General features: G+C 54.8%; 18 protein-coding genes. 9 read left to right on the top strand and 9 right to left on the bottom strand.

The window, feature by feature from the left end; all coding sequences use genetic code 11:
• Positions 1–73: 73 nt before the first annotated feature.
• Entirely contained in the window at positions 74–931 is an 858-nt protein-coding gene (locus AC4G46_RS07935) for a helix-turn-helix domain-containing protein (protein ID WP_491127449.1), read from the top strand.
• 23 nt (positions 932–954) lie between these two features.
• On the opposite strand, the gene AC4G46_RS07930 is transcribed toward AC4G46_RS07935, so the two are convergent.
• Both AC4G46_RS07930 and AC4G46_RS07925 read right to left on the bottom strand, forming a co-directional pair.
• Entirely contained in the window at positions 955–3,342 is a 2,388-nt protein-coding gene (locus AC4G46_RS07930) for a glycoside hydrolase family 95 protein (protein ID WP_491127448.1), read from the bottom strand.
• A gap of 110 nt (positions 3,343–3,452) precedes the next feature.
• Positions 3,453–3,674 carry a hypothetical protein gene (locus tag AC4G46_RS07925; RefSeq protein WP_491127447.1) on the bottom strand — a complete coding sequence of 74 codons (222 nt, stop codon included), beginning with the start codon at positions 3,672–3,674 and terminating at the stop codon, positions 3,453–3,455.
• Positions 3,675–3,807: 133 nt separating this feature from the next.
• On the opposite strand from AC4G46_RS07925, the gene AC4G46_RS07920 reads away from it, so the two are divergent.
• Entirely contained in the window at positions 3,808–4,365 is a 558-nt protein-coding gene (locus tag AC4G46_RS07920; RefSeq protein WP_491128816.1) for a DEAD/DEAH box helicase family protein, read from the top strand.
• 28 nt (positions 4,366–4,393) lie between these two features.
• Entirely contained in the window at positions 4,394–5,272 is an 879-nt protein-coding gene (gene rarD, locus AC4G46_RS07915; RefSeq protein ID WP_491127446.1) for an EamA family transporter RarD, read from the top strand.
• An 87-nt stretch (positions 5,273–5,359) separates the two neighbouring features.
• On the opposite strand, the gene AC4G46_RS07910 is transcribed toward rarD, so the two are convergent.
• On the bottom strand, positions 5,360–8,026 hold the full coding sequence (locus tag AC4G46_RS07910; protein ID WP_491127445.1) for a family 78 glycoside hydrolase catalytic domain: 2,667 nt from the start codon (positions 8,024–8,026) through the stop codon (positions 5,360–5,362).
• Positions 8,027–8,238: 212 nt separating this feature from the next.
• Here AC4G46_RS07910 and AC4G46_RS07905 point away from each other — a divergent pair, with 212 nt between their 5' ends.
• Positions 8,239–9,117, top strand: a complete 879-nt coding sequence (locus AC4G46_RS07905; RefSeq protein ID WP_491127444.1) for an AraC family transcriptional regulator — start codon at positions 8,239–8,241, stop codon at positions 9,115–9,117.
• Between the two features lie 1,222 nt (positions 9,118–10,339).
• Here AC4G46_RS07905 and AC4G46_RS07900 read toward each other — a convergent pair.
• Positions 10,340–11,422, bottom strand: coding sequence for a rhamnogalacturonan acetylesterase (locus tag AC4G46_RS07900; protein WP_491127443.1), 1,083 nt, complete (start codon positions 11,420–11,422; stop codon positions 10,340–10,342).
• Between the two features lie 446 nt (positions 11,423–11,868).
• On the opposite strand from AC4G46_RS07900, the gene AC4G46_RS07895 reads away from it, so the two are divergent.
• The 3 genes from AC4G46_RS07895 to AC4G46_RS07885 all read left to right on the top strand — a co-directional run bounded on the left by AC4G46_RS07895 (position 11,869) and on the right by AC4G46_RS07885 (position 16,951).
• Positions 11,869–14,535 carry a cation-translocating P-type ATPase gene (locus tag AC4G46_RS07895; protein WP_491127442.1) on the top strand — a complete coding sequence of 889 codons (2,667 nt, stop codon included), beginning with the start codon at positions 11,869–11,871 and terminating at the stop codon, positions 14,533–14,535.
• Between the two features lie 141 nt (positions 14,536–14,676).
• A complete protein-coding gene (locus AC4G46_RS07890) occupies positions 14,677–15,558 on the top strand; it encodes an AraC family transcriptional regulator (protein ID WP_491127441.1) in 882 nt (293 codons plus the stop codon).
• Between the two features lie 115 nt (positions 15,559–15,673).
• Complete coding sequence (locus AC4G46_RS07885; protein WP_491127440.1) at positions 15,674–16,951, top strand: glycoside hydrolase family 27 protein; 1,278 nt, start codon at positions 15,674–15,676, stop codon at positions 16,949–16,951.
• A gap of 63 nt (positions 16,952–17,014) precedes the next feature.
• Here AC4G46_RS07885 and AC4G46_RS07880 read toward each other — a convergent pair whose 3' ends face one another.
• Entirely contained in the window at positions 17,015–19,327 is a 2,313-nt protein-coding gene (locus AC4G46_RS07880; protein ID WP_491127439.1) for a glycoside hydrolase family 2 TIM barrel-domain containing protein, read from the bottom strand.
• A 134-nt stretch (positions 19,328–19,461) separates the two neighbouring features.
• Here AC4G46_RS07880 and AC4G46_RS07875 point away from each other — a divergent pair, with 134 nt between their 5' ends.
• Positions 19,462–20,286, top strand: coding sequence for an AraC family transcriptional regulator (locus AC4G46_RS07875; protein ID WP_491127438.1), 825 nt, complete (start codon positions 19,462–19,464; stop codon positions 20,284–20,286).
• A 225-nt stretch (positions 20,287–20,511) separates the two neighbouring features.
• The gene (locus AC4G46_RS07870) at positions 20,512–20,649 is read left to right on the top strand and encodes a hypothetical protein (protein ID WP_491127437.1); all 138 of its coding nucleotides are present in this window, start codon (positions 20,512–20,514) and stop codon (positions 20,647–20,649) included.
• Between the two features lie 6 nt (positions 20,650–20,655).
• Here AC4G46_RS07870 and AC4G46_RS07865 read toward each other — a convergent pair whose 3' ends face one another.
• From AC4G46_RS07865 to dpaL, 4 genes are all read right to left on the bottom strand, one after another.
• Positions 20,656–22,596, bottom strand: a complete 1,941-nt coding sequence (locus AC4G46_RS07865) for a DCC1-like thiol-disulfide oxidoreductase family protein (protein ID WP_491127436.1) — start codon at positions 22,594–22,596, stop codon at positions 20,656–20,658.
• 263 nt (positions 22,597–22,859) lie between these two features.
• Positions 22,860–23,573: an HAD family hydrolase gene (locus AC4G46_RS07860; protein ID WP_491127435.1), complete on the bottom strand. Its 714-nt coding sequence runs from the start codon at positions 23,571–23,573 to the stop codon at positions 22,860–22,862.
• Between the two features lie 28 nt (positions 23,574–23,601).
• The gene (locus AC4G46_RS07855) at positions 23,602–24,855 is read right to left on the bottom strand and encodes a M20 aminoacylase family protein (RefSeq protein WP_491127434.1); all 1,254 of its coding nucleotides are present in this window, start codon (positions 24,853–24,855) and stop codon (positions 23,602–23,604) included.
• Positions 24,782–26,095: a diaminopropionate ammonia-lyase gene (dpaL, locus tag AC4G46_RS07850; RefSeq protein WP_491127433.1), complete on the bottom strand. Its 1,314-nt coding sequence runs from the start codon at positions 26,093–26,095 to the stop codon at positions 24,782–24,784. The genes AC4G46_RS07855 and dpaL overlap by 74 nt, the downstream gene beginning before the upstream one ends.
• Positions 26,096–26,120 lie beyond the last annotated feature (25 nt).

Genomic DNA, 26,120 nt, shown 5'->3' with positions numbered 1-26,120 from the left:
TTCCGGCATTGCATGCTAAAATCATCTGAGAGAATTCTTGATGTCGACTGCTTACGGATCGGAGAGTATGAATGTGAACAATCAGCAATTAACCCGGATGTATATGGAGAATCTCGAGGTACGCGTAACGGCTGCAGGATACAATCAGGTATGGACCGACTGGCGGGAATTGGATTATACGCCCGACTATAACAAGTTCTACCTGATATGTGAAGGGGAAGGCTGGCTGAAAATCGGCGATGCCGAGTTCAGCCCGCAGCCCGGGGAATGGTTCCTGATGCCGCAGGGCATCAAGCAGTCCTTTTCTTATACCTCCGGTCCCCGGTACACGAAGTACTGGTGCCATTTTACCGCGCGGATCGGGGAACGCAATCTGTTTGATCTGCTGCAGACGCCCCTTTGGATCGACACGGAGCAGGACAGCGGGCCAATTGAGCTTTTCCGTGAGCTGCTGAAGCACCATAAGGATTCTGCCCTCACCGGTCCGCTGCTCGTCAAATCCGCCATGCTGAAGCTTATAGCCCACTATCTGGAACAGAGTGCCCTAACCCAGCAAGGCCTCAGGCCGGCAGCGGTATCTGAGCCGCTTCAGCAGGTCATCTCGCATATTCAGCGCTGCTATCACCGGAATCTGACCATTGAAGAACTGGCTGAGCTGGCGCATCTGCAGCCCAATTATTTTATCCGCGTGTTTAAACGGCAGTTCGGGACCTCCCCGATCCAATACATCAATAAAAAAAGACTCGAGGAAGCCAAGCTGCTGCTTGCAACCACGAATCTTCTGCTGTCGGAAATCGGCGACAGGGTAGGGATACCCGACATTTCCTATCTGTCCAGAACCTTCAAGGCATTCACCGGCTTCTCGCCCTCAGCCTACCGGCTGACCTTCAGCCCGGAACAGATGCCGGTGAACGCCAAAAAACCTCAGTAATGAGGTTTTTTGGGCTGAACAGGCTATTCCTTTACGGTGAGGGTATACCGCTTGCCGGCTTCAACCGGAAACTCGGCAATCCCGTCTGTTACCGTAATATTCTCTACTCTCGTTCCGGCTTCGCTGATCTGAATCTGCCGACCGGCCAATATCCGGCAGGTTTGTGTACGGGAGGCTGTAATAACCGCCCCGGACAAGCTTCCGTTGCTCCAGTCTATATCCACTTCATAGCCCCCTCTGGCCCGCAGCCCTTTCACATATCCTTCCGGCCAGGAGTCCGGCAGCGCCGGCAGCAGCGCAAGGAATCCCTGGTGGGACTGCAGCAGCATCTCGGCAATTCCCGAAGTGGCGGCAAAGTTGCCGTCAATCTGAAACGGCGGATGAGCGTCGAACAGATTCGCGTATACGCCGCCCTCTGCAGCCCGCTGGCTCGCCGTTTCATTTTCCCTGACAAGGGTGAGCAGATTGGAAATGAGCCGCTCCGCCCGGTTGCCGTCCTTGAAGCGGGCCCACAGGCTGATTTTCCAGCCCAGGCTCCAGCCCGTTCCGCCGTCTCCCCGGATCTCCAGCGCCGTTCTGGCTGCCCGGAACAGCTCGGGAGCTGACTTCTCCGAGATCAGCCGGCCCGGATATACACCAACCAGATGGGAGACGTGACGGTGATGGACGTCCTCCTCCGGATAATCCTCAGACCATTCCTGCAGTCTGCCCTGGCGGTCTATGCGCAGAGGCAGCATGCGTTCCTTCGCGCGCCCCAGAGCATCGGCGAACTCCTTATCCGTCTGCAGGAGTTCAGCCGACTCCATACAATTGCCGAACAGTTCGGCAATCAGCGACAGATCCATCGCTGTGGCTGCACTGACTGCATGCAGCCCGCCTCCGGAAGCAAACTTATGCTCCGGGGAGGTGGAAGGTGACGTAATCAGCTCTCCGGCCTCATTCTCAATCAGCCAGTCCAGGCAGAACAGCGCCGCATCCTTCATCACCGGATACGCAGTCTCACGCAGAAAATCCATATCTCCGCTGAAAAGATAGTGCTCCCACACATGCTGGGTCAGCCACACCGCGCCCATCGGCCAGAACGCCCACACCGGATCACCGTCACCATAAGCGCCTGCCGGGCCTGTCTGGGCCCACAGGTCGGAATTGTGATGGGCAACCCAGCCTCTGGCGCCATAGTTCACCTCGGCAGTCTTCCGGCCGTTGACCGCCAGAGCGCCGATATAATCAATGAACGGCTCATGCAGCTCGGCCAGATTGCACACCTCCGCCGGCCAGTAATTCATTTCGGCATTGATGTTCAGCGTATAATTGGAGCTCCACGGAGCACGGGTCTCCTGGTTCCAGATCCCCTGCAGGTTCGCAGGCTGGGTTCCCGGCCGGGAGCTGGCGATAAGCAGATATCTGCCGTAATGAAACAGCAGCTCCACCAGCCCGGGATCACTGCTTCCGTATTCGGCAATCCGCTGGTCGGTCGGCAGATCGGCAGGAGCCTTGCCTGGCCCGAGATGCAGCTTCACTCTGTCAAAAAGCGAGCGGTGATCCTGAAGGTGATCCTGCAGAACCGCAGCGTATTCCCTGCTGCCGGCCGCCTGAATAATCCGGGCCGTCACCTCCCCGGGAATACGTTCCGGGCTGCTTGCCCTGAGCAGCGGATCGAAGCTTGTCGCTGCGCTGAAGTACAGCGTGGCCGAGGTCGCCCCGCTGATACGCAGCCCTTCCGCTCCCGCATGCAGGCTTCCGCCCTCATGTGTTACTGCAAGCCTTCCGTGGAATTGCAGCCCCCGGGATGCTCCGGAATCGCCGTAACGGACCGGTTCGGCAGACGCATAATAATTCGGGTCCACATGCTCCGGAGCATGGCCGGAGAGGGTTAACTGCTCCTGCTCCAGCCGGATGCTGTGGCGGAGCGGGCTGTCCAGCCTGGCAAGGAAGCTCAGCGCGCCTTCCCGGCTGGCCGTCAGCCTAACGGCTATGACCTGATCCGGATGCGAGACAAATACCTCGCGCGCGTACTGCACGCCCCCGATCTTGTATTGTATGCCGACTACACCGGCTGAAAGATCCAGCTTCCGGCTGTAGCTTCCCCGCTCTAGCGATTGCCCGTGCTCCATCGTAATATTCAGGTCCCCCAGCGGCAGATAGGACTGCGTGTAGGGACCCAGCATTTGCCGGCAGAGCTGATCCGCCTCCCCGTAGCGGCCCTCCGCAATCAGGGATCTTACCTCCGGCAATACTTCCCTGGCTCCCGGATTGTTCCATTCGCGGGGATAACCTGACCAGAGGGTATCTTCATTCAAAGCAATCCGTTCACGCTCAATACCGCCAAATACCATAGCTCCAAGATTACCGTTCCCTGCAGGCAGCGCTTCTGTCCAATAGACGGCAGGGGCAGAAAATTGTATATTCACCAGGGTAGAACCTCCATTTATCCGGTTGATGATGTTTCCATCTAATCCTACCAACCCCGGGCAGCCGGATGAATGTCCGATCCTATCTTTCTTTTGGAGAAAATTATCATTCAATCCGAAAAATGCGGGAATCCGAAAATCCAGATCAGCACACCGAGAATCAGCATGGCTATACCGGCGATTCTGGATAAAATCAGCGGAACGCCCTTGGTATACTTTTTGGTTTCCACTTTATTGGGCGTGGTGATGTTTACGGTCACTTTGCTCTGTACAAGGTACAGAAGCCCAAGAATAAACAGCGCCAAGCCTGCCAGTACCCTAAGGATCAGCATTGTGTAACCCCCTCGTTCATAGTCATCTCTGCCGCATACTGTTCATTACCCCCTAAGCTGTGCATTTAATGATACGCCCGTTACTTTTTCCTGTGTTATTATGAATCAAAATGCTCAAAAGGGGACTTAGATGATGAAGCTGATCATTCTATTCGGGCCGCAGGCCTCCGGCAAAATGACCATCGGACATGAGCTGGAAAAGATTACTGAGCTGAAGCTGTTCCACAACCATATGACGATTGAGCTGCTGGCACCCTTTTTCGGCTTCAGCCCGGAAATGTGGGGGCTCGTCAACAAATTCCGCCAGGACATATTCGAAACGGCTGCCGGCAGCGGGCTGTATGGAATGATTTTCACCTATGTATGGGCCTTTGATCTGCAGAGCGACTGGGATTACATCGAATCCGTCTGTTCCATAATCGAAGACCGGGGCGGAGAAGTATACCTGGTTGAGCTTGAGACCGCACTTGAGGAGCGGCTGGAACGGAACAAAACACCGCACCGGCTTGAGCATAAGCCAACCAAACGGGATGTCGCCCGCTCTGAGCAGAACCTGCTGCAGACGATGGAACAGCACCGGCTTAATTCTGATGAGGGTGAAATCACCAGGGAGCGTTATTTAAGAATCAACAATACGGACCTGTCTGCCGCTGAGGTCGCACAGAGAATTAAGGAGAGCTTTCAGCTGTAGTGTTTAAACGTAAAGAGGAGAATTGGAAATGAATAACGGATTGGTCAACGCTATAATCGCTTATATCATGTGGGGAATTCTCCCGCTGTATTGGAAGTTATTTAATGATGTGCCGGCAGGCGAGATTCTGTCGCACCGGGTAGTCTGGTCGTTCGTCTTCATGGCTGTTCTCGTCGCCGTCCAGCGCCGCTGGGGTGACATCAGGCGGATTGCGGCCAGCCGCTCACAGCTGTTATCGCTCACCGCCAGCGGACTGCTGATCGCTGTGAATTGGCTCATCTTTATCTGGGCGGTGAATAACGGGCATGTCGTCGAGACCAGCCTCGGTTATTATCTGAACCCGCTGTTAAATGTGCTGCTTGCAGTCGTCTTCCTCCATGAGAAGCCAAACCGCGGCCACTGGCTCGCGATTGCCATCGCCAGCGCTGCGGTGCTTATTATCGCCATCAACTACGGACGTTTCCCGTGGATCGCGATCTCGCTGGCCGTGTCGTTCGGCCTGTACGGCCTTGCCAAGAAGAAGACTATGCAGGATGCTTCTGTGGGCTTGCTGTCTGAGACAGCCGTAGTTTTGCCCGTCGCGCTCGGCTACTGGATCTATTTGGCGGTCACAGGAGAGTCTACAGCCTGGTTGCTGTCCCCGTCTATGTTTGCCGGGTTGCTTCTCTCCGGCGCAGTAACGGCCCTGCCGCTGCTCTTTTTTGCAAGGGCAGCTGCCCGGATGTCACTGTCCGCGCTCGGCTTTGTACAATACATCGGTCCGACCATTATGCTGTTATTGAGCATATTTGTGTTTAAGGAAACGGTCTCGCCTGTTCTGCTCCTCGGCTTCGGTCTTATCTGGACAGCGCTTATCGTATACGCCACATCCTCGGTCCGCGGCACAAAGCTTGCCAAGGCAAATTAATCTTCCCCCTTAACCCAATCAAAAAGCGGCAGTCTAAAGACACTGTATTCCCGTCCTTAGCTGCCGCTTTTTTTTGCAATTATAGGGTTAAGCTATCGCGAACCGGTAATTCCCTGATCCTATGGTCAGCTTCCGGACGCCGGCGTTCTCTTCTGCGGATAGAACCCCGCTTACGCGATCCAGCGCTTCCCCGCTCTCCAGAATTTCCCCCTGCTGCCCGGCCGGCACTATGAACTCAGCTGTAGTATTGGCCGGGACCGTTATCTTCAGCTCCAGTGAACCATCCGCCTGTTTGCTCCATGCTGAACGGATCGGACCGTATACGGAGCTGTAGGAGGCTTCCGCCCAAGTGAGCTGACCGCCCGGCTGGGGCTGGATGCGGATTTTTTTGTAGCCCGGCTCGATAAGCTCGATGCCCCCGGCAATACGGTAGAGCCAATCTCCTACAGCGCCGTATGCATAATGATTATAAGAGTTCATATTGTCGCTCCAGAAGGAGCCGTCCTGCTTGATTCCATCCCAGTGCTCCCAGATCGTCGTCGCCCCCTGAAGGACGGAATACAGCCAGGAAGGGTATTCCTTCTGCTGTACCAGCTCATAGGCCAGTTCGGTGTACCCGAAGCGGGAGAGGACCAGGCACAGATACGGCGTTCCCACAAAACCGGTCGTCAGATGGGTCCCGTTTTCTTTTACATGATCAGCCAGCATCGCGGCCGTACGCGGACGGTCTTTTTCCTCCAAAAGATCGAACATCAGTGCAACTGCATAAGCCGTTTGTGTGGGAGAGGCCACCCGGCCGCTTGGCGTTACGAATTCCTCACGGAAAGCGCGGATGATATTGCCGTGCAGCTGACGGTATTTCTCAGCCTCCTCCTGTTGCCCGGTTACCTCTGCGGTTTTGGCCAAAAGCTCTGTTGAGTAGGCAAAAAAGGCGGTCGCGATCAGATCCTTCGGCGTTGCCCCGATGTAGCTGTTCTCCTTCGCATCCAGCCCCAGCCAGTCTCCAAAGTGGTGGCCGGTGTTCCACAGGAATTCATGCTCGCCCTGGGCACGGATATATTCCACCCAAGCCTTCATGCTTGGATACTGCTGCTTCAGTATGCGGACGTCCCCGTAGCACTGGTATAGTGTCCACGGACAAATGACGGCTGCATCCCCCCAGGCCGAAGATCCATAACCTGCTGTCGGGATGTCAGGAATGACATGCGGCACTCTTCCGTCCGCCTCCTGGTCGGTAGCGAGATCCTTTAACCATTTTTCGAAAAAAGGCACCACATTCATATTAAAGGCCGCCGTACGGATGAACACCTGCGCATCCCCCGTCCAGCCCAGTCTTTCGTCACGCTGCGGGCAGTCGGTCGGCACATCGAGGAAATTCCCTTTTTGGCCCCACAGAATGTTATGCTGCAGCCGGTTCACCAGCTCATCAGAGCAGCTGAAGCTGCCGGTCTGCTCCAGATCAGAATGGATCACACAGCCGGTGAACTGTTCCAGCAGCTGATCGTGCGGCACACCCGTCACTTGTACATAACGGAAGCCCTGGAATGTAAAATGCGGCTCAAATGTCTCCGGCTCTCCGCCCCGGCAGATATAAGTCACGGTCTGCTTGGCGGAACGCAGATTACCGGTATAAAAATTACCGTCACGGTCCAGCACCTCGGCATGCTGCAGCGTGACCACTGTACCGGCTTCAGCCTTCACTGTAAATCTGACCCATCCAACCATATTCTGGCCCATATCCAGCACAGTTGCTCCTGCCGGTGTAGTTATGACCGCGATAGGCTTAATGGTTTCAACAATCCGGGCCGGCTCGTTCTCCTGGGCTACCAGCAGCGGAGGCGGAGCATCCGTGAGTGCCGCCTGCTTCCAATGGTGGCCTGCAAAGTTGGGAGAAGCCCATCCGTCCGGCTCAAGCCGCGCATCATAGGTTTCACCGTGATACAGCTCTGACATCAGCAGCGATCCGGTTGAAGTGCGCCAGCTGCCGTCTGTGACAATGATTTGTTCCGAGCCGTCGGCTAACGTAATATGCAGCTGAACGAGTAACGCACGCTGTTTGCCGTAATGGTCCTTGCCTCCGTCCCAGGCCAGATAGCCTTTGTACCAGCCGTTTCCTACGATACAGCCAAGTGTATTCCCGCCCGCCGTGAGCATCCGGGTCACATCATAGGTCTGATACTGCAGCCGTTTGTTGTAGCTCGTCCAGCCGGGGTTGAACAGTGTATCATCCGCCGGGGAACCGTTTACATATAATCTGTACAAGCCAAGTGATGTTGCGTAAATGCGCGCAGAGACAGCACCGGCAGGAAGCTCGAATTCTGTGCGGAAATAATCGCACGGGTCTTCGTTCTTCTCAGTGAGCTGCCCGGGAACGGGTGCCGTTATCCAGCTCGCCTGCCAGTTTTGCGCTGAGAGCAATCCCGTTTCCCAGTATGCCGGTGCGCTCCATGCTGAGCCGTTACCTTCGGAATCCCATACCCGGATTCTGAAGTAATAACGGGTGCGCGGCTGTAAGGTCTGCCCCTGGTATTCTATGTGCACACTGGAATCGGATACGACCTTTCCGGTATCCCACACGAGCTCTGCTTCTGCTTCAAAGGACAGATCACAGCCCGCCTGAATCTGATAGGCGGATTGGATGAAGCCTCTTGTCTCCGCCTGGATCTGCCAGCTGAGCCGCGGGTTAAGATCATCCATTCCCAAGGGATTTCTTCTGTAATTCACCATCAGATTTAACACTTTACATTGGGTCATTTAAGCCGCTCCTTTAAGTAAGATGTAGTCCTCAGGCCGGTCACGGTCCTCTGCTTCCTTCTGTTCCCGGCATTTCTACGTCTATTGTATGGGGCAGATCGATTGTATATGGAGGCTATTCCAGACATAGTTATAGGCGGATCTGGACATTCACAGCCTGATTGCTTAGGATGAAGTCAGTATGTTAACCAACGTGCAGAGGAGTAATCCGCATGACCGTCAGACGCAGCAGCTTCGTGATGTCGGGCCAGGCGTTTTTTGGCCCGGATATTCCCGTCTATGTCAACCGTGCCTACGAAAATTTCGAGCTGCATGAGCACTCTCATGAGTTCGTCGAAATTACATATGTGAGTGAAGGCTCAGGGGTTCACTACATTGACGATGAGGCACTGCCGGTGGAGCATGGAACCCTGTTCTTTATTCCGGTCGGGCGCAGCCACGTGTTCCGGCCCAGAACAACCAAGAAGGACCGGCCGCTGATCGTATATAACTGCTTGTTTCCGGTGGACTATTTGACCGGGCTCCGGGGGGCTTTTCCGCAGGCTGCGGTTATATGTGATTATTTCACAGATGAGCATATGCCCTGGTTCTCCATAAAAGACACTACCGGAGTCTATCATTCGCAGTTCCAGGAGCTGTACAGCGAGTTCTCGGCCAGGCCGCCGGGGTATTTGGCCGTTATAGCCGCGCTCATTGTGCGGCTGCTGACCGGCCTGTACAGGCAGCAACTGCAGACCGGCACATCTGCAGGGACGAGACCGCAGTGGATGGCGGTCGAAGAAGCCATCGCCAGCATGAAAGTCCATTATGCCGGCGGTCTGACGCTAAGCGGGCTTGCCGCCGCAGCCAACCTCAGTGAGCGGCAGTTCAGCCGGCTCTTCCGGCAGCAGACCGGCATGAGCTTCACCGGCTACCTGCACAATATCCGCATGGATGCTGCCTGCCGGCTGCTTGCGGACACCAGCTTCAGCGTTGCCGAGACCGCTGCAGCCGTCGGCTATGCCGATCTGAAATTTTTCCATCAGCTGTTCAGGCGGAAGATCGGCATGGCTCCCCGGCAGTACCGCCTTAGCGTGCGGGCTGGGGAGTGATCTGGGCTAGGAGCGGGCTGTTTCGAGGCGCGGGGACGGGCAGCTTTTGTTTGGGGATTAGTGGAGGAAGGGGATTTTTCCCTTTAATGGTGGGTTGGGACGGGGTTTTAGCTCATTTAAGGGGATTTTTCCCTTTAATGGTGGGGTTGGGGCGGGGTTGCGGCTCATTTAAGGGGATTTTTCCCCTTAATAGTGGGTTTGGGGCGGGGTTTTGGCTCATTTAAGGGGATTTTTCCCTTTGATAGTGGGTTTGGGGCGGGGTTTTGGCTCTTTTAAGGGGATTTTTCCCTTTAATGGTGAGTTGGGACGGGGTTTTAGCTCATTTAAAGGGATTTTTCCCTTTAATAGTGGGTTTGGGGCGGTTTTTTGGCTCATTTAAGGGGATTTTTCCCTTTAATTGTGGGGTTGGGGCGGGTTTTTGGCTCATTTAAGGGGATTTTCCCCTTTAATTGTGGGTTGGGACGAGGGTTTTGGCTCATTTAAGGGGATTTTCCCCTTTAATTGTGGGGTTCGGGCGAGGGTTCGGCACATGGGGCGGGGTTTCAGCGCATTTTAAGCCGGCACAAATAGCAAGCTGCTGTGTCAGATCCATAGATTGTATAGAACATAATGTTAGTTTTAACAATCAGCTCGTCCTCTACTCTTGCGGAACACTGCGCGGCTAACTCCTACCGTCCCCGCTCTTCCAAAACACTTCCGACTAACTCCATACCGTCTCCGCTCTTCCAAAACACTGCGCGGCTAACTCCATACCGTCCCCGCTCTTCCAAAACACTGCGCGGCTAACTCCTACCGTCCCCGCTCTTCCAAAACACTGCGCGGCTAACTCCTACCGTCCCCGCTCTTCCAAAACACTGCGCGGCTAACTCCTACCGTCCCCGCTCTTCCAAAACACTGCGCGGCTAACTCCTACCGTCCCCGCTCTACCGACAACGGCAGCTGTATTGGATTAACCACAGCTCTATGGCAGCACACTTTTGGGTTGAAGATGCTGGCCGGGGCAGCAGATATTAGTTAGTTAAAGATGCACCAGTGCTATCCAGCGCTATCCCCGCTATCACAGTATCTCAGCCCCCAAGCTAAGCCTCATCCTTACTCTACCGCCACTTCTGCAGCAAGCCCAACCAATGTAATAACTAATTGCCCGTTTTCAGCACTATCAACCAACCGTACCTGCCGGGCCCTCAAAAAGCCAGTCCCTTATTTATTACGATTATTGCTCTCACACGATCCGGTTCAATACCGCCGCAGCTTCTTCTTCCGTGATAAGATGCCGGCTAAGCGGTTCAAATCCCGCATCACGGATTCCCCGGGCTGCCAGCCTCGCGATCTCAACAGCTCCTGCTTCCGTGAAATGGGTATTGTCCTCGGCACCCTCAGGCAGGTTAGCGTACTGACCCGGCTCTGCCCACAGAAAAACCTGCTTGGTGCGCTCATCCCCCAGCTCTTCGAAATAAGCTCTGCTCATAGAGGCCAGGTCAATATAAGGCACCTCCTCCCGCAAGGCAAGCTGCCGCATAGCTTCAATGTAATCCCCGTGTGTATTCCGGATACTCCCGTCCGCCTCGAAGAAGCGCCGGTGCATCGGGGATACCAGCACAGGATAGGCCTCTTTTTCTCTCGCAAGATTGATATACTGCTGCAGATAGTGCGGATAGGTAGTAAACGGCCCTGCTCCGTCCTCTGTTTCCTTTTCGTCATTATGAGCGAACTGAATCAGCAGAAAATCGCCTTTGCGCAGCTTTTTGGCAATTCTGGTCAGGCGGTCCTCTTTAATAAAGCTTTTGGCGCTTCTCCCGGAGCACGCATGATTGGCAACAGCAAGATCATCCCGCAAAAAAAGCCCGAGCATCTGTCCCCAGCCGGAATACGGATACTTCGACGATGCCTGATCCGTAACGGTGGAGTCTCCTGCGAGAAATAGTGTTGGAATTTCTGCGTTCCGCCTGATCTCGACCTGCCCCATTACAGAGCCTGCTCCCGAGGCAAGCAGCAGTTGGCCGTTATTAACATGAACAGCGAAGGAGGCCGTAACCTGCGGATCAGCTTCCGTATTTTGCCGCAGCAGTCTGATATGTCCCACTCCCTCCCGCAAGGCTGTTATCCCCTCCTGAGCCGATAATGCTATCTTTACTGCAACATTGTAATTGCCGTTCGGCACATCCATCAGCAGCGTGGGCACAGGCGGCGAATAATAATCCCCCGGCCAGGAGTCCCGCAAATCCTCGTTTCCGGACAGCCCCGGCGCAGCAGCATAACCGTTTCCGCGGCCCGCATCATATGTACATTCTGGATAAGGTTTCAAAACACAGCTATATTCCATTTCCATCCGCCTCTCTATTCTACTAAATTCCAACGCGAAAGCCCCCGCAGCCTGTTAAGCATTGTTTTCCCCCGCTCATTACTTGTGCAGACGGTAAAGACCGCTCTGAGGATGATACTTTCATGAAATTTTTTTCATAAATCCTTTTCTTCATATGCCATTTTAGCAACCAACGGGGTGCCGGGCTATAATCAAATCAATTGATTGTCGTACATTCATCCGCAGCACCGCACAGGAATGCGTTTCTTTTGAAACCTCCTCCCCGTGTTAACCGTAACTTTTACAAACAGGTTCCAAATCGTAATTATTGGGCAAACTGATGTATCATACCTGAGTAGAAGACGAATGTAACGGGTATTAGTCCAATAAATCGAAGCTTATGTGCTACAGATAAAAAGACACCGCACAGCAGAGAGGAGAAATCATTAGTGGAGTATTACCGCAAAAGTGTATCAGACAGCTTACAGGAGCAGAAAAGCTCGGCAAAAGGGCTCACCTCAGCAGAGGTCCAGAGGCGGCTGGAACAGGATGGCTACAATGAAATCAAGGGACGGGACAGGGATCCGCTATGGAAGCTTTTCCTGGAAAATTTCAAAGACCCGATGGTGGTCGTGCTGCTGATCGCAGCTGCCGTCCAAATTTTTATGGGACATGTCATGGAATCGCTCATTATTTTCCTCGTCCTGATCCTCAATGCCGTAATCAGTGTCATTCAAACCCGCAAAGCGGAAAGCTCTCTGGCTGCCCTGCAGCAGATGTCGGCACCTGAAGCTAAAGTGCTGCGTGACGGCGCCCCCCGGACCGTTCCCGCTCGCGAGCTTGTCCGCGGTGATATCGTTATTCTCGAGGCCGGGGATTTCGTCCCTGCCGACGGCCGGATCATCGAATCCGGAAGCCTTAAGATCAATGAAGGTATGCTGACCGGGGAATCCGAGGCTGTTGAAAAGCATACCAACACCATTGACCAGGAAGCCCCGCTCGGCGACCGCCGCAATATGGCATTCAGCGGTTCCCTGGTGGTATACGGACGCGGTGTTTTTCTCGTTACTGGCACTGCTCTGACTACTGAAATTGGTAAAATCGCCGAGCTGCTGGAAAGCGCCGAAGCCAAGCAGACACCGCTGCAGCGCAAGCTCGAAGCCTTCAGTAAACAGCTCGGTATTGCTATTCTGATCCTGTCGGTCATTATCTTCGGTATCCAGGCCGGCCGTGTATGGCTGTCGGATACTAACGTTGATACCACTGAAGCCATATTCAACGCTCTTATGTTTGCTGTCGCTGTCGCGGTAGCCGCTATTCCTGAAGCGCTCTCCTCCATCGTGACGATTGTCTTGTCTGTAGGCACGAACAAGATGGCCAAGCAGAATGCGATTATCCGCAAGCTGCCGGCTGTTGAGGCGCTCGGTTCGGCCGGTGTCATCTGTACGGACAAAACAGGTACTCTCACCCAGAATAAAATGACGGTTGTCGATTATTATCTGCCGGAGGGACAGAAGGACCAGTTCAAGCTTGAACATCATGAATGGTCCCCGGAAGCCCGCAGGCTGCTGCATATTGCCGTTCTCTGTAACGACTCGAATATCAATGAAGAGGGTAAGGAGCTGGGTGACCCGACAGAGGTTGCGCTTATCGCCTTCAGTAATAGCCTTGATAAGAATTACCAGGAAATCCGGGATAACTTCCCCCGGGAGGCAGAGCTCCCGTTTGACTCCGAACGTAAACTGATGAGTACCCTGCATACGTTTGGCGGACAAAAGAAAATGATCACCAAAGGCGGACCGGATGTGCTCTTTAGCGTATGTTCGCATGTGCTGATCGATGAACAGGAAGTACCGTTTACAGAGGAGCTGCGTGAGCGGTTCATTAAAGTCAATGAGGATTTCTCCACCAGGGCACTGCGTGTCCTCGCGTATGCCTACAAAACGGTACCGAATTCCACTACACAAATTACGCTTGAGGATGAAAAGAATCTGGTGCTCGTAGGATTAACTGCGATGATTGACCCTCCGCGTGAAGCGGTCTACAGCGCCATCGCCGAATCCAAAAACGCCGGTATCCGCACGATCATGATCACCGGCGACCACAAAACCACGGCCCAGGCCATCGGCCGCGACATTGGACTGATGAGCAAAACGGATATTGCCATCACCGGCCAGGAACTGGATGCCATGTCCGATGCAGAGCTCGACAGCAAGCTGGAGCAGATCGGCGTATATGCCCGTGTCTCCCCGGAGAACAAGATCCGGATTGTCCGCGCATGGCAGCGTAAAGGTAAAATCACAGCCATGACCGGCGACGGCGTAAATGACGCCCCTGCGTTGAAGCAGGCGGATATCGGCGTAGCGATGGGCAGCGGGACCGATGTTGCCAAGGATGCAGCCGCAATGATTCTGACTGATGATAACTTTGTCTCGATCGTTAACGCAGTCTCTGTAGGCCGGACGGTGTTCGACAATATCAAAAAAGCGATCGCCTATCTGTTCTCGGGCAACCTGGGTGCGATTATCGCCATCCTGTTCGCCCTGATCTTCGACTGGATCAACCCGTTCACGGCGATTCAGCTGCTGTTCATCAATCTGGCTAATGACTCCCTCCCTGCGATTGCCCTGGGTATGGAAAAAGCCGAGCCGAATGTGATGAGCAGAAAGCCGAGAGAGCTTAATGAAGGCATCTTCTCCGGCGGCCTGATGCAGGCGATCATTACCCGCGGTGTACTTATCGGAGCAGCGGTTATTGTCTCGCTGTACCTGGGTCTTCAGCATTCTGATGAAATGGGTGTAGCGATGGCGTTCACCACGCTGATTCTGTCCCGTACGCTTCAGACCTTTGCCGCGCGCTCCAATACCCAGACTTCGATTGAAGCCGGCTTCTTCAGCAACAAATATGTGATTGGAGCTGTCCTGGTCTGCTTCGCCTTCTACGGTGTTGCAGTACTGCCGGGAATCAGACAAATCTTCTCCATTCCCGATACGTTCGGCATGTCCCACTGGCTGACAGCAACAGGCCTGGCACTGGGTGCCGTTATCCTGATGGAGCTGGTCAAGCTGGTCCGCAGAGCCTTCAGCTCCAAACCGGCTGAAAGTGCCCGGGCCTGAGAATAAAGCCGGATACGCCATAGCCTTACTAGATAGACAGCACAGCGCTGCTCCCGCCTGCGGGAGCGGCGCTGTTTTTTGCGGACGGGTGTGATAAAGTTACAGTCAGATACTATTCCTGCAAGGAGGCCACCTACAGCTATGGATATGTCCGCAGGCACCTACGGCTTCCGGTTCGCCGAAGATAAAGAGCTCAGGCTATGCGTGCTGTATGCCGCCGGCTGTGATTCCATTACCACGCCGGCCTACCGCTGGGACGGACTGGAACGGACCGATGGCCCGCTTCTGCTGTTTCAGTACACCCTCTCCGGCGAGGGTGTGTTTGAATCCGGGGGCCGGACTTACCGGGTCACGGCCGGACAGGCTTTTCTGGCGGAGATTCCCGGACCCCACCGTTATTATTATGACCCGGAGGCATCAGAGCCGTGGGAGTTCCTGTTCCTGCTGTTCCGCCCCGACCTGATACTGCCCCATTGGCGCAAATTTCTGCGCGAAGCCGGGGAAGTCCCTCACCTGCCTGCCGACTGCGCGCCAATCCGGCTGCTGAAGCTGATTGTCGCCGATGCCGCGGCAGGCCGGATCTCCGACCCGCTAATCGCCTCCTCCTCCATCTACCAGTTCATGACAGAGCTGGCCAGGATGCAGGTAACGACCCAGCGGGACAAGGAAAACTGGTCGGATAACGTGAAGCGGGCAGCTGAATACATAGAGCAGCATTATGCGCAGATGATCAGCATCGATCAGCTGTCCGAGCATGTGGCGCTGTCCAAGTACCATCTGATCCGCCGCTTCTCGGCCAGCACCGGACTGACTCCCGGCGCTTATCTGACCCGGGTCCGAACCGAGAAGGCCATGGAGCTGCTCAGGGGAACCGGGCTCAGCATTGAAGCCATTGCCAGGCAAATCGGCTATTCCAGCGGAAGCTATTTCATCAAGGCGTTCCGGGGGCTGACCGGGCTGACGCCGGGCGAATTCCGCAGCGGAGGCGAGAGCCTGACCTACCGCAGGCTGTTCTTTGATTAACAGCAAACCGCAATATAGTGCTACCCGGCTTGTAAGATTACTATAGATATTGCGAATCTCCTACCTTATGATGATCTTAACAAGAGCAATAATCCATCAGAAAAGGAGATTTACAATGACACATAAGCTTGCAGCACCTACTCCTCCGCTCGGCTGGAACAGCTGGGACTGCTACGGCGCAGCCGTAACGGAAGCCGAAATCCGCGGCAATGCGGAATATATGGCAGAGCATCTTAAAGACTACGGCTGGAACTACATCACCGTTGATATTCAGTGGTACGAGCCTTACGCCAACTCCTCCCAGTACCGGCCGTTCGTTCCGCTGGTCATGGATGAATATTCACGGCTGATGCCTGCCGAGAACCGCTTCCCTTCGGCAGCGGACGGCCAGGGCTTCAAGCCGCTTGCTGATTACGTACACAGCCTGGGGCTGAAGTTCGGCATTCATATTATGCGCGGCATTCCGCGGCAGGCTGCACATGCCGGTACGGTGCTGCTCGGCACAACCGCAACTGCACGCGAGATTGCCCATACGAACTCCATCTGCCCTTGGAATACAGATATGTATGGAGTGGACGCCTCCAAAGAAGGTGCACAGGAATATTACGATTCGCTCTTTGAGCTGTATGCACAGTGGGGCGTCGATCTGGTCAAAGTGGATGACATCGCCGCTTCCAGGCTGTATGATACCCACCAGCCGGAGATTGCCCTGATCTCCAAGGCGATCGAGCGCAGCGGCCGGCCGATGGTGCTGAGCCTGTCACCGGGCCCGGCTCCGGTGGAATACGCAGACTTCTTCGTAGAGCACGCCAACATGTGGCGGGTCACGGATGACTTCTGGGATCTGTGGCCGCTGCTGCTGGACATGTTCGACCGCTGCCGCAAATGGCAGGGCGTACCCGGGGACGGCAGCTGGCCGGACTGCGATATGCTGCCGCTCGGCCATATCGGCATCCGTTCCGTGGACGGCGGCGGCGCAGACCGCTGGACCCGGTTCACGCGCGACGAGCAGCTGACGATGATGTCGCTCTGGAGCATTTTCCGCTCGCCGCTCATCTTCGGCGGCGAACTGCGCGACAATGACGAGTGGACACTGTCATTGCTTACGAACCGCGAAGTGCTGCGCATCCAGCAGGAGAGCCACGGCGCAAGAGAAGCCCTCTGCAAGGGCGAGCTCATCGTGTGGACAGCCGAGCATAACGACGGCACCCGTTATGCTGCGGTGTTCAACACCGGTGAGGCCCCGCTGCAGGTGGAGCTGGCTCTTGAAGAGATCGGCCTCAGCGCAGCAGCCGGTACCGAGCTGTGGAGCGGTGAAGCGGCTGAGCTTGCCGCAGGTACACTGCAGACAACCGTACCGCCGCATGGCGTGAGATTGTATAGCTTCGCTTAGATAGTAAGGGGTATCCCGTAAGCCGTCAGCAGACGGCCGGGATACCCTTTTTTGATGCAAAAGTTACACTACATTAATGATCAGCTGTGCCGGATACATTCCTTCCGAGTAAGCTGATAATACAATGCGCCCCTTCTCTCCGGTCAGACGGATGGCCGTGCTGAGACAGCCGTGGTACAGATGCATCCAGCTGCGGTCATACGGCTCGCTTGAGCTAAGATCGCCGTTGTCCACAGCAATGATCTCCGCCGGGCCTTCAATCTCAAAGGTCACCTTGGAGCTGTCACGGAACACAGGCACACTATCAGCATCTACAGCCCGGACAGTGAGCAGCTTTTGCGATACATCCTCCGCTTTCAGACGCACAATCTCCTGATCAAACACCAGCCTGACCGCAGGCCCTGCCGTCTTCAGCACATATTGGCTCACTTCTTCGCCGCCGATATAGCCCTTTACTGTAATCGTACCAGGCTGATAAGGCAGAAAACCGGTAATCATCCGGCCCGGGTAAGCGGCCGGCTTGCCCACATGAAAGCTTTTACCGTTCAATTCAAGAGTGACCTCTTCGCAGTTCGTAGCAATCATGTATGGAATCACCGTCTTGTTGAACTGCGGAAAGTTCCAGTGGCCGGCATACCGCGGCGTATCCCAGTGCTCCTTGGTGCCCTCGTCCTGCAGGGAATAATCCATGACGGCCAGATAGGCCATCGGCTTATCAGACCAGTAGCTTTCATAGAGATAAGACAGCGGCTTGCGCTCATTATTCGTATAGAACAGCGAGCCAGCCCAGCCCTTGGCCGGATACCCCATCGATTCCCCGAGGTAATCAATCCCGGTCCACAGCATACCGCCAATTACATAATCGTGCTGCTCCACATCCATCCAGGGAACCTCTGCCGTAAAATTCTGCATCTGCTCGCGGTGGCCGCGGAAAAACTGGTATGTCTCCGTGCCCAGAATCAGCTTATCCGGCAAAGCCTCATGAATCTCAGGGTACCATTGCTCCTGGTAATTGCAGCAGACCACATCGACGATTTCCCCGATCCGGCGGATCCGCTCCACCCGTTCGGCCACATCATAAATTTCCGTATCATCCGCTTCATCAACAAACTGCTGGATATCCTCTATTTTGGACACATCGACATTACTTTCAACTTTAAAATGCGGGTTCATCGCATACGACACCGGCCGCGTATCATCCAGCGTTAGCAGATGCCCTCTCAGCATACTAAGAATCTTCAGCATGGAGGCCTGCCCCTGATGCTCCACCTCATTGCCGACACCCCACATAAAGATGCACGGATGATTCCGGTCGCGCTTCACCATCCCCTCCAGATCACGCTGCCACTCCGTCTCGAAGTAACGCCCATAAGCCCCGCCGGTCCATTTGTCAAAAGGCTCCTCGTACACCAGCAGGCCCAGCTCATCACACAGGTCCAGTAACTCTGCCATAAAAATATGGTGGGAGGTGCGGATCGCGTTACAGCCGATTTTTTTGAAGGCAAGCAGCCGGTCTTTCCAGATCTCAGTGGTAACTGCCGTTCCGAGACAGCCTGCATCCTGGTGGATACACAACCCCTTGATCTTGGTGAGCTGCCCGTTGATGTACATCCCCTTGTGCGGAACCATCCTGATCTCTCTGATGCCGACATTCAGGCCGTAATGGTCCACAGCTTCATCCCCCTGCAAAAGCGACAGCTCCAGACGGTACAGCTGCGGCTGCTCCGGACTCCACAGCTTCGCTGATGGAACCTCAAACCGGATAATGCCCTGCTCGTCGGACTCTTCCGTGTAAGAGGTGTCTGTATCTGCATCAGTGAGAACGGCTTTTACGAGGGCAGTTGTGCCGGTTTTTACAGTGACAATGCCTTTGTTGTCATCAATTTTCGTTGTTACTTGAATTTCATAAGGCACCAGATGATTCTGCGGCAGCTCCAGCAGCGTTACATCACGGTAAATGCCTGCACCCGAATACCATCTGTCCGCCGGGAACACGGTGTTATCTACCTTAACCTGAATCAGGTTATCGCCTTCATGAATCAGGTCTGTGATATCCAGTTCAAAGCTAGTATAGCCGTATTTATGGCCGCCTGCTTCTTTGCCGTTGACCCAGACTGTACTATTTTCATAGATTCCGCCAAAATGCAGCTTATACACATAGCCTTCCTTAATTCTGCTGATGGTCAGCCGCTTTCTGTACCAGCCTGTTCCCCAGCGGTCCCTGAAGCCCTGAGCCTCACCCTGCTTCATCTGCGTATTTACCGCAGCGGTGATCGCCCAGTCATGCGGCAGCTTTACGGGTGCGAAATTTCCGTCCCCAGGCTGCTGCAAGGTGAATTCCCAGCCATCCATGATTTTGGTTTCAAGCCTGCTCATTGTGATGTACCATCCTTTTAATATATTTGTAAGCGCTACACAAACTTTGTTATATTTATATTGTAATGATGTCATCCCCTGCGAACAATCTAAGGATATTCATATAAACATTAAAATATTAAGGTCGTGATCCTATGTACAGGCGGCTTCTGCCCCTTATCACGGAATCAGACAAAGCGCTCCCCTACTACCTTGTGGACGCGGGTGTTCACTGGGAGCAGGAGCCTATTGTCCGTCCGGACGGCTACTTATATCAATGGATTCAATGTGTGGAGGGTGAGGGCGAGCTGATCACCGGCGGCAAAACCTTCCGGGTAAAAGAAGGCACCGCGATGCTGCTGCTCAAGGGGGCTCCCCATGAGTATTATGCGGTCAGCCCGACCTGGCGGGTGAACTGGATTGTGTTCGACGGCCATCAGGTGGAGGGATTCCTGAAGCGAACGGCGGGGATTACCGCTCCTGGCGTTTACTATATTTCGAAGCCTGAGGTTTTTACAGCCAGAATCCAGAGCATTATGGATATTCAGCAGTCGGACTATGCCCTGCGAAGCCTGGAGTGGTCTGCGCAAATCTATTCCCTGCTCATTGAAATGGTCCAGTATGCCTCTGTCCACCCGCACAACAGCGCATCCAGCCTCAATCTGAAGCTGAAGCCGCTGTTTGACTATATCGAGCAGAATGCCCACAAACCGCTGACGCTGGAGGAGATGGCCGGAGTGGCCGGCATTACGCCGCAGCACCTGTGCACTGTGTTCAAGAAGACGACGAACATCCGGATTTTCCAGTACATCCATTCGGTGCGGATCAAGAACAGCAAGGAGCTATTGCTGCGCAGTCCCAATATGCCTGTAAAAGAGGTGGCCCTCCTGTCCGGGTTCGAGGACCCCAACTACTTCTGCACCGTGTTCAAAAAGCACGAGCAGCTCAGCCCGAACCAGTTCAGGAAGCTGTATTACTGAGCTGGTTCGGGTGGCGGTGCGGGGGTAGCGGATGCGAGACTGCCACGGCTGAGGCTGGGACGCAATGCAGCCGCAAACGCGAATGCGCTTGCGGCTGCTGATGCGGCTATGGGTGGGATAACTTTTGTGTAGCTGCGATCTCCTTAATGGAGCGGATGTGACGCAGACAAGGATATGGTGCGGACATGACTGCTTGTGCGTTCGTGGATACTGATACAGCACGGCATGTCTCTGGGGCGAACGCAGCTGCGGGTGACTTTTGGATGCAAATGCGGTGCGGATGATCATGGCGCGAGCGCATCTGCGAGCTCGTCTATAGACGCTGATGCAGCGCGGATGACTATCGCTGAGATGCGGACGTAGCTACAGTTATCGAGCCGATGCAGTTGTGGTGGCATTGACCGCAGCCTCCACAGCCTCACCCCAGGTCCCCTCATCTCCGCTGCCCCCGGAGCCGTCCATTACAAGCTGCAGGCTGCCGCCGCTGGCTGCAATTTCACCGATCCGGCTCCAGGGCTGGTCCATATTGTCCTGCAGCAGTCCGGGACGGAAGTCATCCATCGACACGTCGATCGGCTTCCGCTGGATTTCAATATGCCCGTTGCCCGAGTGCAGATCAGTCCCGCTGTCCTCTGCCCAAAAGGCGGCGTAATCCAGCATACTGCTCTTGGCCTGCTCATATGGAATGTCGGGTTTTACCGTGGCGTAGGCCCAGTTATCCCACTGCCGGCCGACCTTATAGCCCCTTGAAAAGCCATTGTCGTCCATGATCGGCAGCGGCACGGACGAATCTCCGTCTACATAGACCAGCCGGGTCTGAAACCCATACTTCTCATAATGAGTTTCCGTGTATACACCATGGTTAGTCCAGCCCAGAACGGGATAGGTTACCCGCTTGTAGACTGCAGCTGTGTCCCTGAGGGCAGCCGTCAGGCTGCTGTTCTCGCCGGTGAAATACTTCCCGTAGGCCGGTGTCCCGAAGGAAATGACTACAAACGAGACCGCCCACAACAGCAGGAATGTCCCTGCCGGCCAGAATTTCCCGGCAAAAGGAGTCGCCGCCTTCTCCGGCGGAGCCACGATCCCGATGCCGCAGGTGCTGTCTGTGCAGCCGCCCTCCCGTTTGCGTTTCGCTGCCACCTTGCCGTAAATGGCCGCCGCGATACCGTGGAACGGCGGCAGGCCCAGCAGAAGCCCTGCCGGATAAGCCCAGCCCATCGACCGCAGAACCGCAGCGTAGGTATCCACTCCTTTATGCAGCCTCTCTCCCTTTTCCACGGCATAAATGTCATGCAGCAGATCTGCCTCCGGAATATCAGCCAGCAGCTTTTCCTCAGCCGCAAAATCCTGCAGCGCCTTCCACTCAATTCCCTTGCGGAAATCCAGTGCCGAGAGAATGCCTAACGTCTGGCGGCACAGCGGGCAGAGCCGGTCATAATAGACGGTCAGCCGTTTGCGCTTCGCGGCGATCCACCGGTCATAGAGCTTGCGGTAGGCGCTCTCCGGAATTATCGCCAGATGAATGGTGATCACCAGCAGGCTCATTGCCGGAATCGGGAAAACAACCAGCACACCGGCATGCAGGAGTATTCCGGCAAGACTCATCCATATCCTGAGCCGCTTGAACCACACCAGGAAGATATACACGCCTTCATAGAGAAGCAGAGAATAGCCAAGGATGCGCACCAGCCATTCATGATCGATCAGCCAGGAGACATCATAGTAAGTAGTAAAGGGCAGGGAGGCCGGGGCCCATAAGCCAAGTCCCGAAAGATACATGTCCGAGGAGAGCTTGTAGAACATCGAATCCAGATAAAACAGCCCGATCAGCAGAATCAGAAACGCGGTATGCATAAATCTGGCCTGGGGCCGGGGAAGCTTCCGTACACGGACTCTGGACTGGCGGCGTCGTTCCATCAGACTCTCTATTGACAGGCAAGCCGGCACAGGCATGAACATCAGCAGAAACGAGCCTGTCAGAAACAGCGAATCCACCTGCCAGTTGTTCGCTTCATTCACCACAACAAAGCCCAGTATATAGACACTAATCAGATAGTTGACGATTGCAGCGGGGCGGGTCAGGTATCCGATCAGCAGCAGGAACAAGGCGATCATCCAGAGTACAAACAGGACGGTCAGGAAGGCCGGCACGGTTGCGGCCAGGCTGTCTTTTTGAAAAATCAGCTCCCTGAGCGTCATCATCTGCAGCAGCTCAAGCATAAATACTAGCGAGAACCCGATCCGGAACAATGCCAGCGGAAAAGCCGGCTCCTTCCGGTCATACAGCTTCTCTTTCATCTTACTCCACATCGCATAGCCCCCTTGCACCTGTCTTGGTGTTCACTCACTCAATCATTAACCGATTACCCGCCGTGCAAACAGCAGGAACTCAGACGCAGCCGGCTGTAACGGACTCAGATAACCTTATTTAGCCAAAATCCCGCTCTTGGCCTGGCTAACGGACACCAGCGCTCTTATTTGCGGAAATGACCTGTCCGGCCTTCATTTTAGGGATAATAAGAGCATCCCGGTCCGTTAGCGCCAATAAAAAAACCTTGATGGCATCCAGCCATTCAAGGTTTAATAAACGATCCGGCAAGTATAGCGTCATACCGGCTGAACTCCAGATGAGGCTGCCGGCCGTCACCTGCCTGCAGCCCCCGGGGATTATACCAACAGGCCTGCCAGCCTGCTGCCAGCGCGCCGGTCACATCTTTGTCCCAGGAGTCTCCGATGTATATACATTCCGGCGGCAGCGTTCCGGTCATCCGGTTAACGTATGCAAAAAGCCCAGGGTCCGGCTTGGCCAATCCAAGCGCACCGGAGATAAAGATCAGCTCCCTGGCGATGAACCGGTCCAGCCCGAGCCCCCGGATCTTGGCCCACTGGTAATCCTCGGGCCCGTTGGTAATAATGCCGACCGGATGCCCGGCCTCCATAAGCCGGCGGATACACTCCCTTGCTCCGCTGATCCAGTCAAACCGGCGCTGGCGCTGCAGATAATCGCGCTGGAATTGCTCCGACCGGCTGCGGTCCAGTTTCAATCCGCAATCCTTGCAGGCCAGCTCTATTCTAAGCAGCTTAAGCTCGGCCAGCTCCAGCTCACCGCTCTCGTAACGCGGCCAGAGCTGATCGCTGTGGTGGCGCATCCGGTAGAACAGCCGTGCCGTATCCGTTGCTTGTTCATCCGCAGTAAGCAGCCTGCTTACTGTTTCCTCAAAGGGCACAAAATGATCGTAAAGCGTATCGTCCAAATCAAAGAAAAAGGCCTGTTTACGGGTTATCACGGCAGACTCCCTTCACTGCAGATTTAGGTTATCCCGGCAGCCGGATCCGGACCAGCTCGGCAAAATATTCCGCCCCCCGCTTCAAGATCCGGTCATTAAAATCATAACCGGAGCTATGCAGCGGAATATTGCCCGAACCTTCAGCATCGTCGCCGTTGCCGATAAATGCAAAGCAGCCCGGAATATGCTGCAGAAAGACGCCAAAGTCCTCGGAGATCATCATCGGCCGCACATTCCGGTCAACACAATTATCACCGGCGACGGTACGCGCTGCTTTTACAGCGAATTCGACGCACTCCGCCCAGTTAACAGTAGGTGCAAACTCATGGGTATATTCAAACGTGCATTCCGCCCCGTTCATTCCGCAAATGGCTGTGCTGATCGTCCGCATCCGCTCCTCCAGCAGCTGCTGCACCTCAGGCGTATAGCTGCGGGTATCTCCTTTGATTTCAACACGGGTCGGAATGGCATTGCGGATTCCGTCCGTATGAAGCTCCGTGCAGGAAATTACTGCCGGCACGCCCGGCTCGAGATTGCGCGAGATGATGGTCTGCAGAGCAATAATGATTTCCGAGGCAATAACCAGCGGGTCCTTGCTCATATGCGGTCGTGCCGCATGCGCACCCTGCCCCTTAATCCTGATCACAAAATTATCCTCACTAGCCATTATACCGCCGCTGCGGGTAGAAAATGAACCCGCCGGCATTCCGGGCATATTATGCAGGCCATAGATTTCATCCACCGGAAAGCGTTCGAGCAGCCCGTCCCGGAGCATGGCCAGCGCCCCTTTTCCCGGCTCCTCGGCAGGCTGAAAGATAAAACGGACCGTGCCGTTAAAATGCTGGCGCTGGGTTAACAGCCTTGCTGCACCCAATACCATTGCCATATGGCCATCATGACCGCAGGCGTGCATCTTGCCGGGATTCAGTGAAGAGTAAGCGTGCTGTGCTTCTTCAGTCAGATTAAGGGCGTCCATATCCGCACGGATGCCGATGACCCCTGGCCCGTTCCCCGCTGTCAGGCTGGCCACTATACCTGTTCCGCCGATGCCTCTATGTACCTTGAGGCCCATCTCCGTCAGTACAGCGGCGATATAATTGGAGGTGTCCTTCTCCTCAAACGCAGTTTCGGGGCGCCTGTGCAGATCATGTCTCCAGGCGGTAAGCTGCTCCTCAAAGTCTGACACATCCGTATTCATCGCCGCAGCCTCATCTATATCCCTGTCCTTGTCTTTGTCCTTGTCCTTGTCTTTGTCCTTGTCCTTGTCTTTGTCCTTGTCCATGTTTTCCCCCTTCCCGCCGGCCCGAAAAACTGCCTTTCCAGACAATCTCCCTGTAGCTCTCCGGATCGGTATCACCCTCAGTACTAATCAGTAGTATTTTGGCATTCTGGTCAAGATTTAGCCTTTCAGCCAGCTCATGCTGATCTCCGTGCTCCAGAATAGAGTATAATACGCCCAGCCCGACTGCCCCGGATTCGCCTGAGATCACTTTGGGATCACCTTCCAGCGGATTGCCGAGGATTCTCATTCCACTCGCGGCGGTATAATCCGGACAGGATATGTACAGATCCGCATAATCACGCAAAAGCGGCCACGCCATCGTACTCGGTTCCCCGCAGGCCAGTCCTGCCATGATTGTAGGCATATAACCTTCTACAGCATGCGGTTTGCCGTCACCTGCCGCCGCTGACTTGTAAATGCAGGCCGCCTCATCCGGCTCAACAATGACGGTTACCGGCCTGTCCGCACCAAACTGCATCAACAGATAACCAAGCATGCTTGCTGCAAATGACCCCACCCCTGCCTGCAAAAAAACATGCGTCGGAGCCTCCTCCCCTTCCGCCCTGATCTGTTCCAGCGCCTCATCGATCAATGTGCAGTAGCCCTGCATAATCCAGACGGAAACTTGTTCATATCCGTCCCAGGCGCTGTCCTGCACCAGTGTGCCGTTATTCTCAGCCGCATAAGTGCCAGCCCATCTTACCGCATCGTCATAGTTGAAACTGGTGACCGATGCGTCTGCGCCTTCTTTTCTTATATTAGCGAGCCGGGTTGCCGAGGAGTCCCTGGGCATGAACACGACCGATTTCTGGCCCAGCTGCTGTGCCGCCCAGGCAATGCCTCTGCCATGATTTCCGTCTGTCGCCGTTACAAAAGTGACCGCTCCAAGCTGCGCTCTAACCGCATCCGTGTTCAGTTCACCGAAAGTCAGCTGCGCCGGTTTCCTTTCAAGCTTTTCCGCCAGAACCATTCCGGCTGCGTAGGAGCCTCCCAGCACCTTAAAAGCATTAAGGCCAAACCGGAAGGACTCGTCTTTAACCCAGATTTTATTAACCCCGAGTTTTCCGGCCAGCTTATTCAGACTGTGCAGCGGCGTTACCTCATATTGCGGAAAGCTCTGGTGGAATGCCCTCACCCTGTTAACCGTCTCCCTGTTTAAAAAAGGGACTGCACTCTCCTCTACCTCCTGCTTCCGGGCCCGTTCATTGGCCACATATTTCAGTTCACCAGCTTTCTTCACATGCGACCCTCCTTAGAAAAATATG

The organism is Paenibacillus sp. fava2 (assembly GCF_058313675.1).
This window is presented reverse-complemented; position numbering and strand designations above follow the sequence as displayed.

What these genes read in the sequence shown, in the direction of transcription:
- AC4G46_RS07925 (WP_491127447.1), bottom strand. Translation starts at nt 3,674, where the DNA reads ATGCTGATCCTTAGGGTACTGGCAGGCTTGGCGCTGTTTATTCTTGGG.
- AC4G46_RS07920 (WP_491128816.1), top strand. Translation starts at nt 3,808, where the DNA reads ATGAAGCTGATCATTCTATTCGGGCCGCAGGCCTCCGGCAAAATGACC.
- rarD (WP_491127446.1), top strand. Translation starts at nt 4,394, where the DNA reads ATGAATAACGGATTGGTCAACGCTATAATCGCTTATATCATGTGGGGA.
- AC4G46_RS07910 (WP_491127445.1), bottom strand. Translation starts at nt 8,026, where the DNA reads ATGACCCAATGTAAAGTGTTAAATCTGATGGTGAATTACAGAAGAAAT.
- AC4G46_RS07905 (WP_491127444.1), top strand. Translation starts at nt 8,239, where the DNA reads ATGACCGTCAGACGCAGCAGCTTCGTGATGTCGGGCCAGGCGTTTTTT.
- AC4G46_RS07890 (WP_491127441.1), top strand. Translation starts at nt 14,677, where the DNA reads ATGGATATGTCCGCAGGCACCTACGGCTTCCGGTTCGCCGAAGATAAA.
- AC4G46_RS07885 (WP_491127440.1), top strand. Translation starts at nt 15,674, where the DNA reads ATGACACATAAGCTTGCAGCACCTACTCCTCCGCTCGGCTGGAACAGC.
- AC4G46_RS07880 (WP_491127439.1), bottom strand. Translation starts at nt 19,327, where the DNA reads ATGAGCAGGCTTGAAACCAAAATCATGGATGGCTGGGAATTCACCTTG.
- AC4G46_RS07875 (WP_491127438.1), top strand. Translation starts at nt 19,462, where the DNA reads ATGTACAGGCGGCTTCTGCCCCTTATCACGGAATCAGACAAAGCGCTC.
- AC4G46_RS07870 (WP_491127437.1), top strand. Translation starts at nt 20,512, where the DNA reads ATGTCTCTGGGGCGAACGCAGCTGCGGGTGACTTTTGGATGCAAATGC.
- AC4G46_RS07865 (WP_491127436.1), bottom strand. Translation starts at nt 22,596, where the DNA reads ATGTGGAGTAAGATGAAAGAGAAGCTGTATGACCGGAAGGAGCCGGCT.
- AC4G46_RS07855 (WP_491127434.1), bottom strand. Translation starts at nt 24,855, where the DNA reads ATGGACAAGGACAAAGACAAGGACAAGGACAAAGACAAGGACAAGGAC.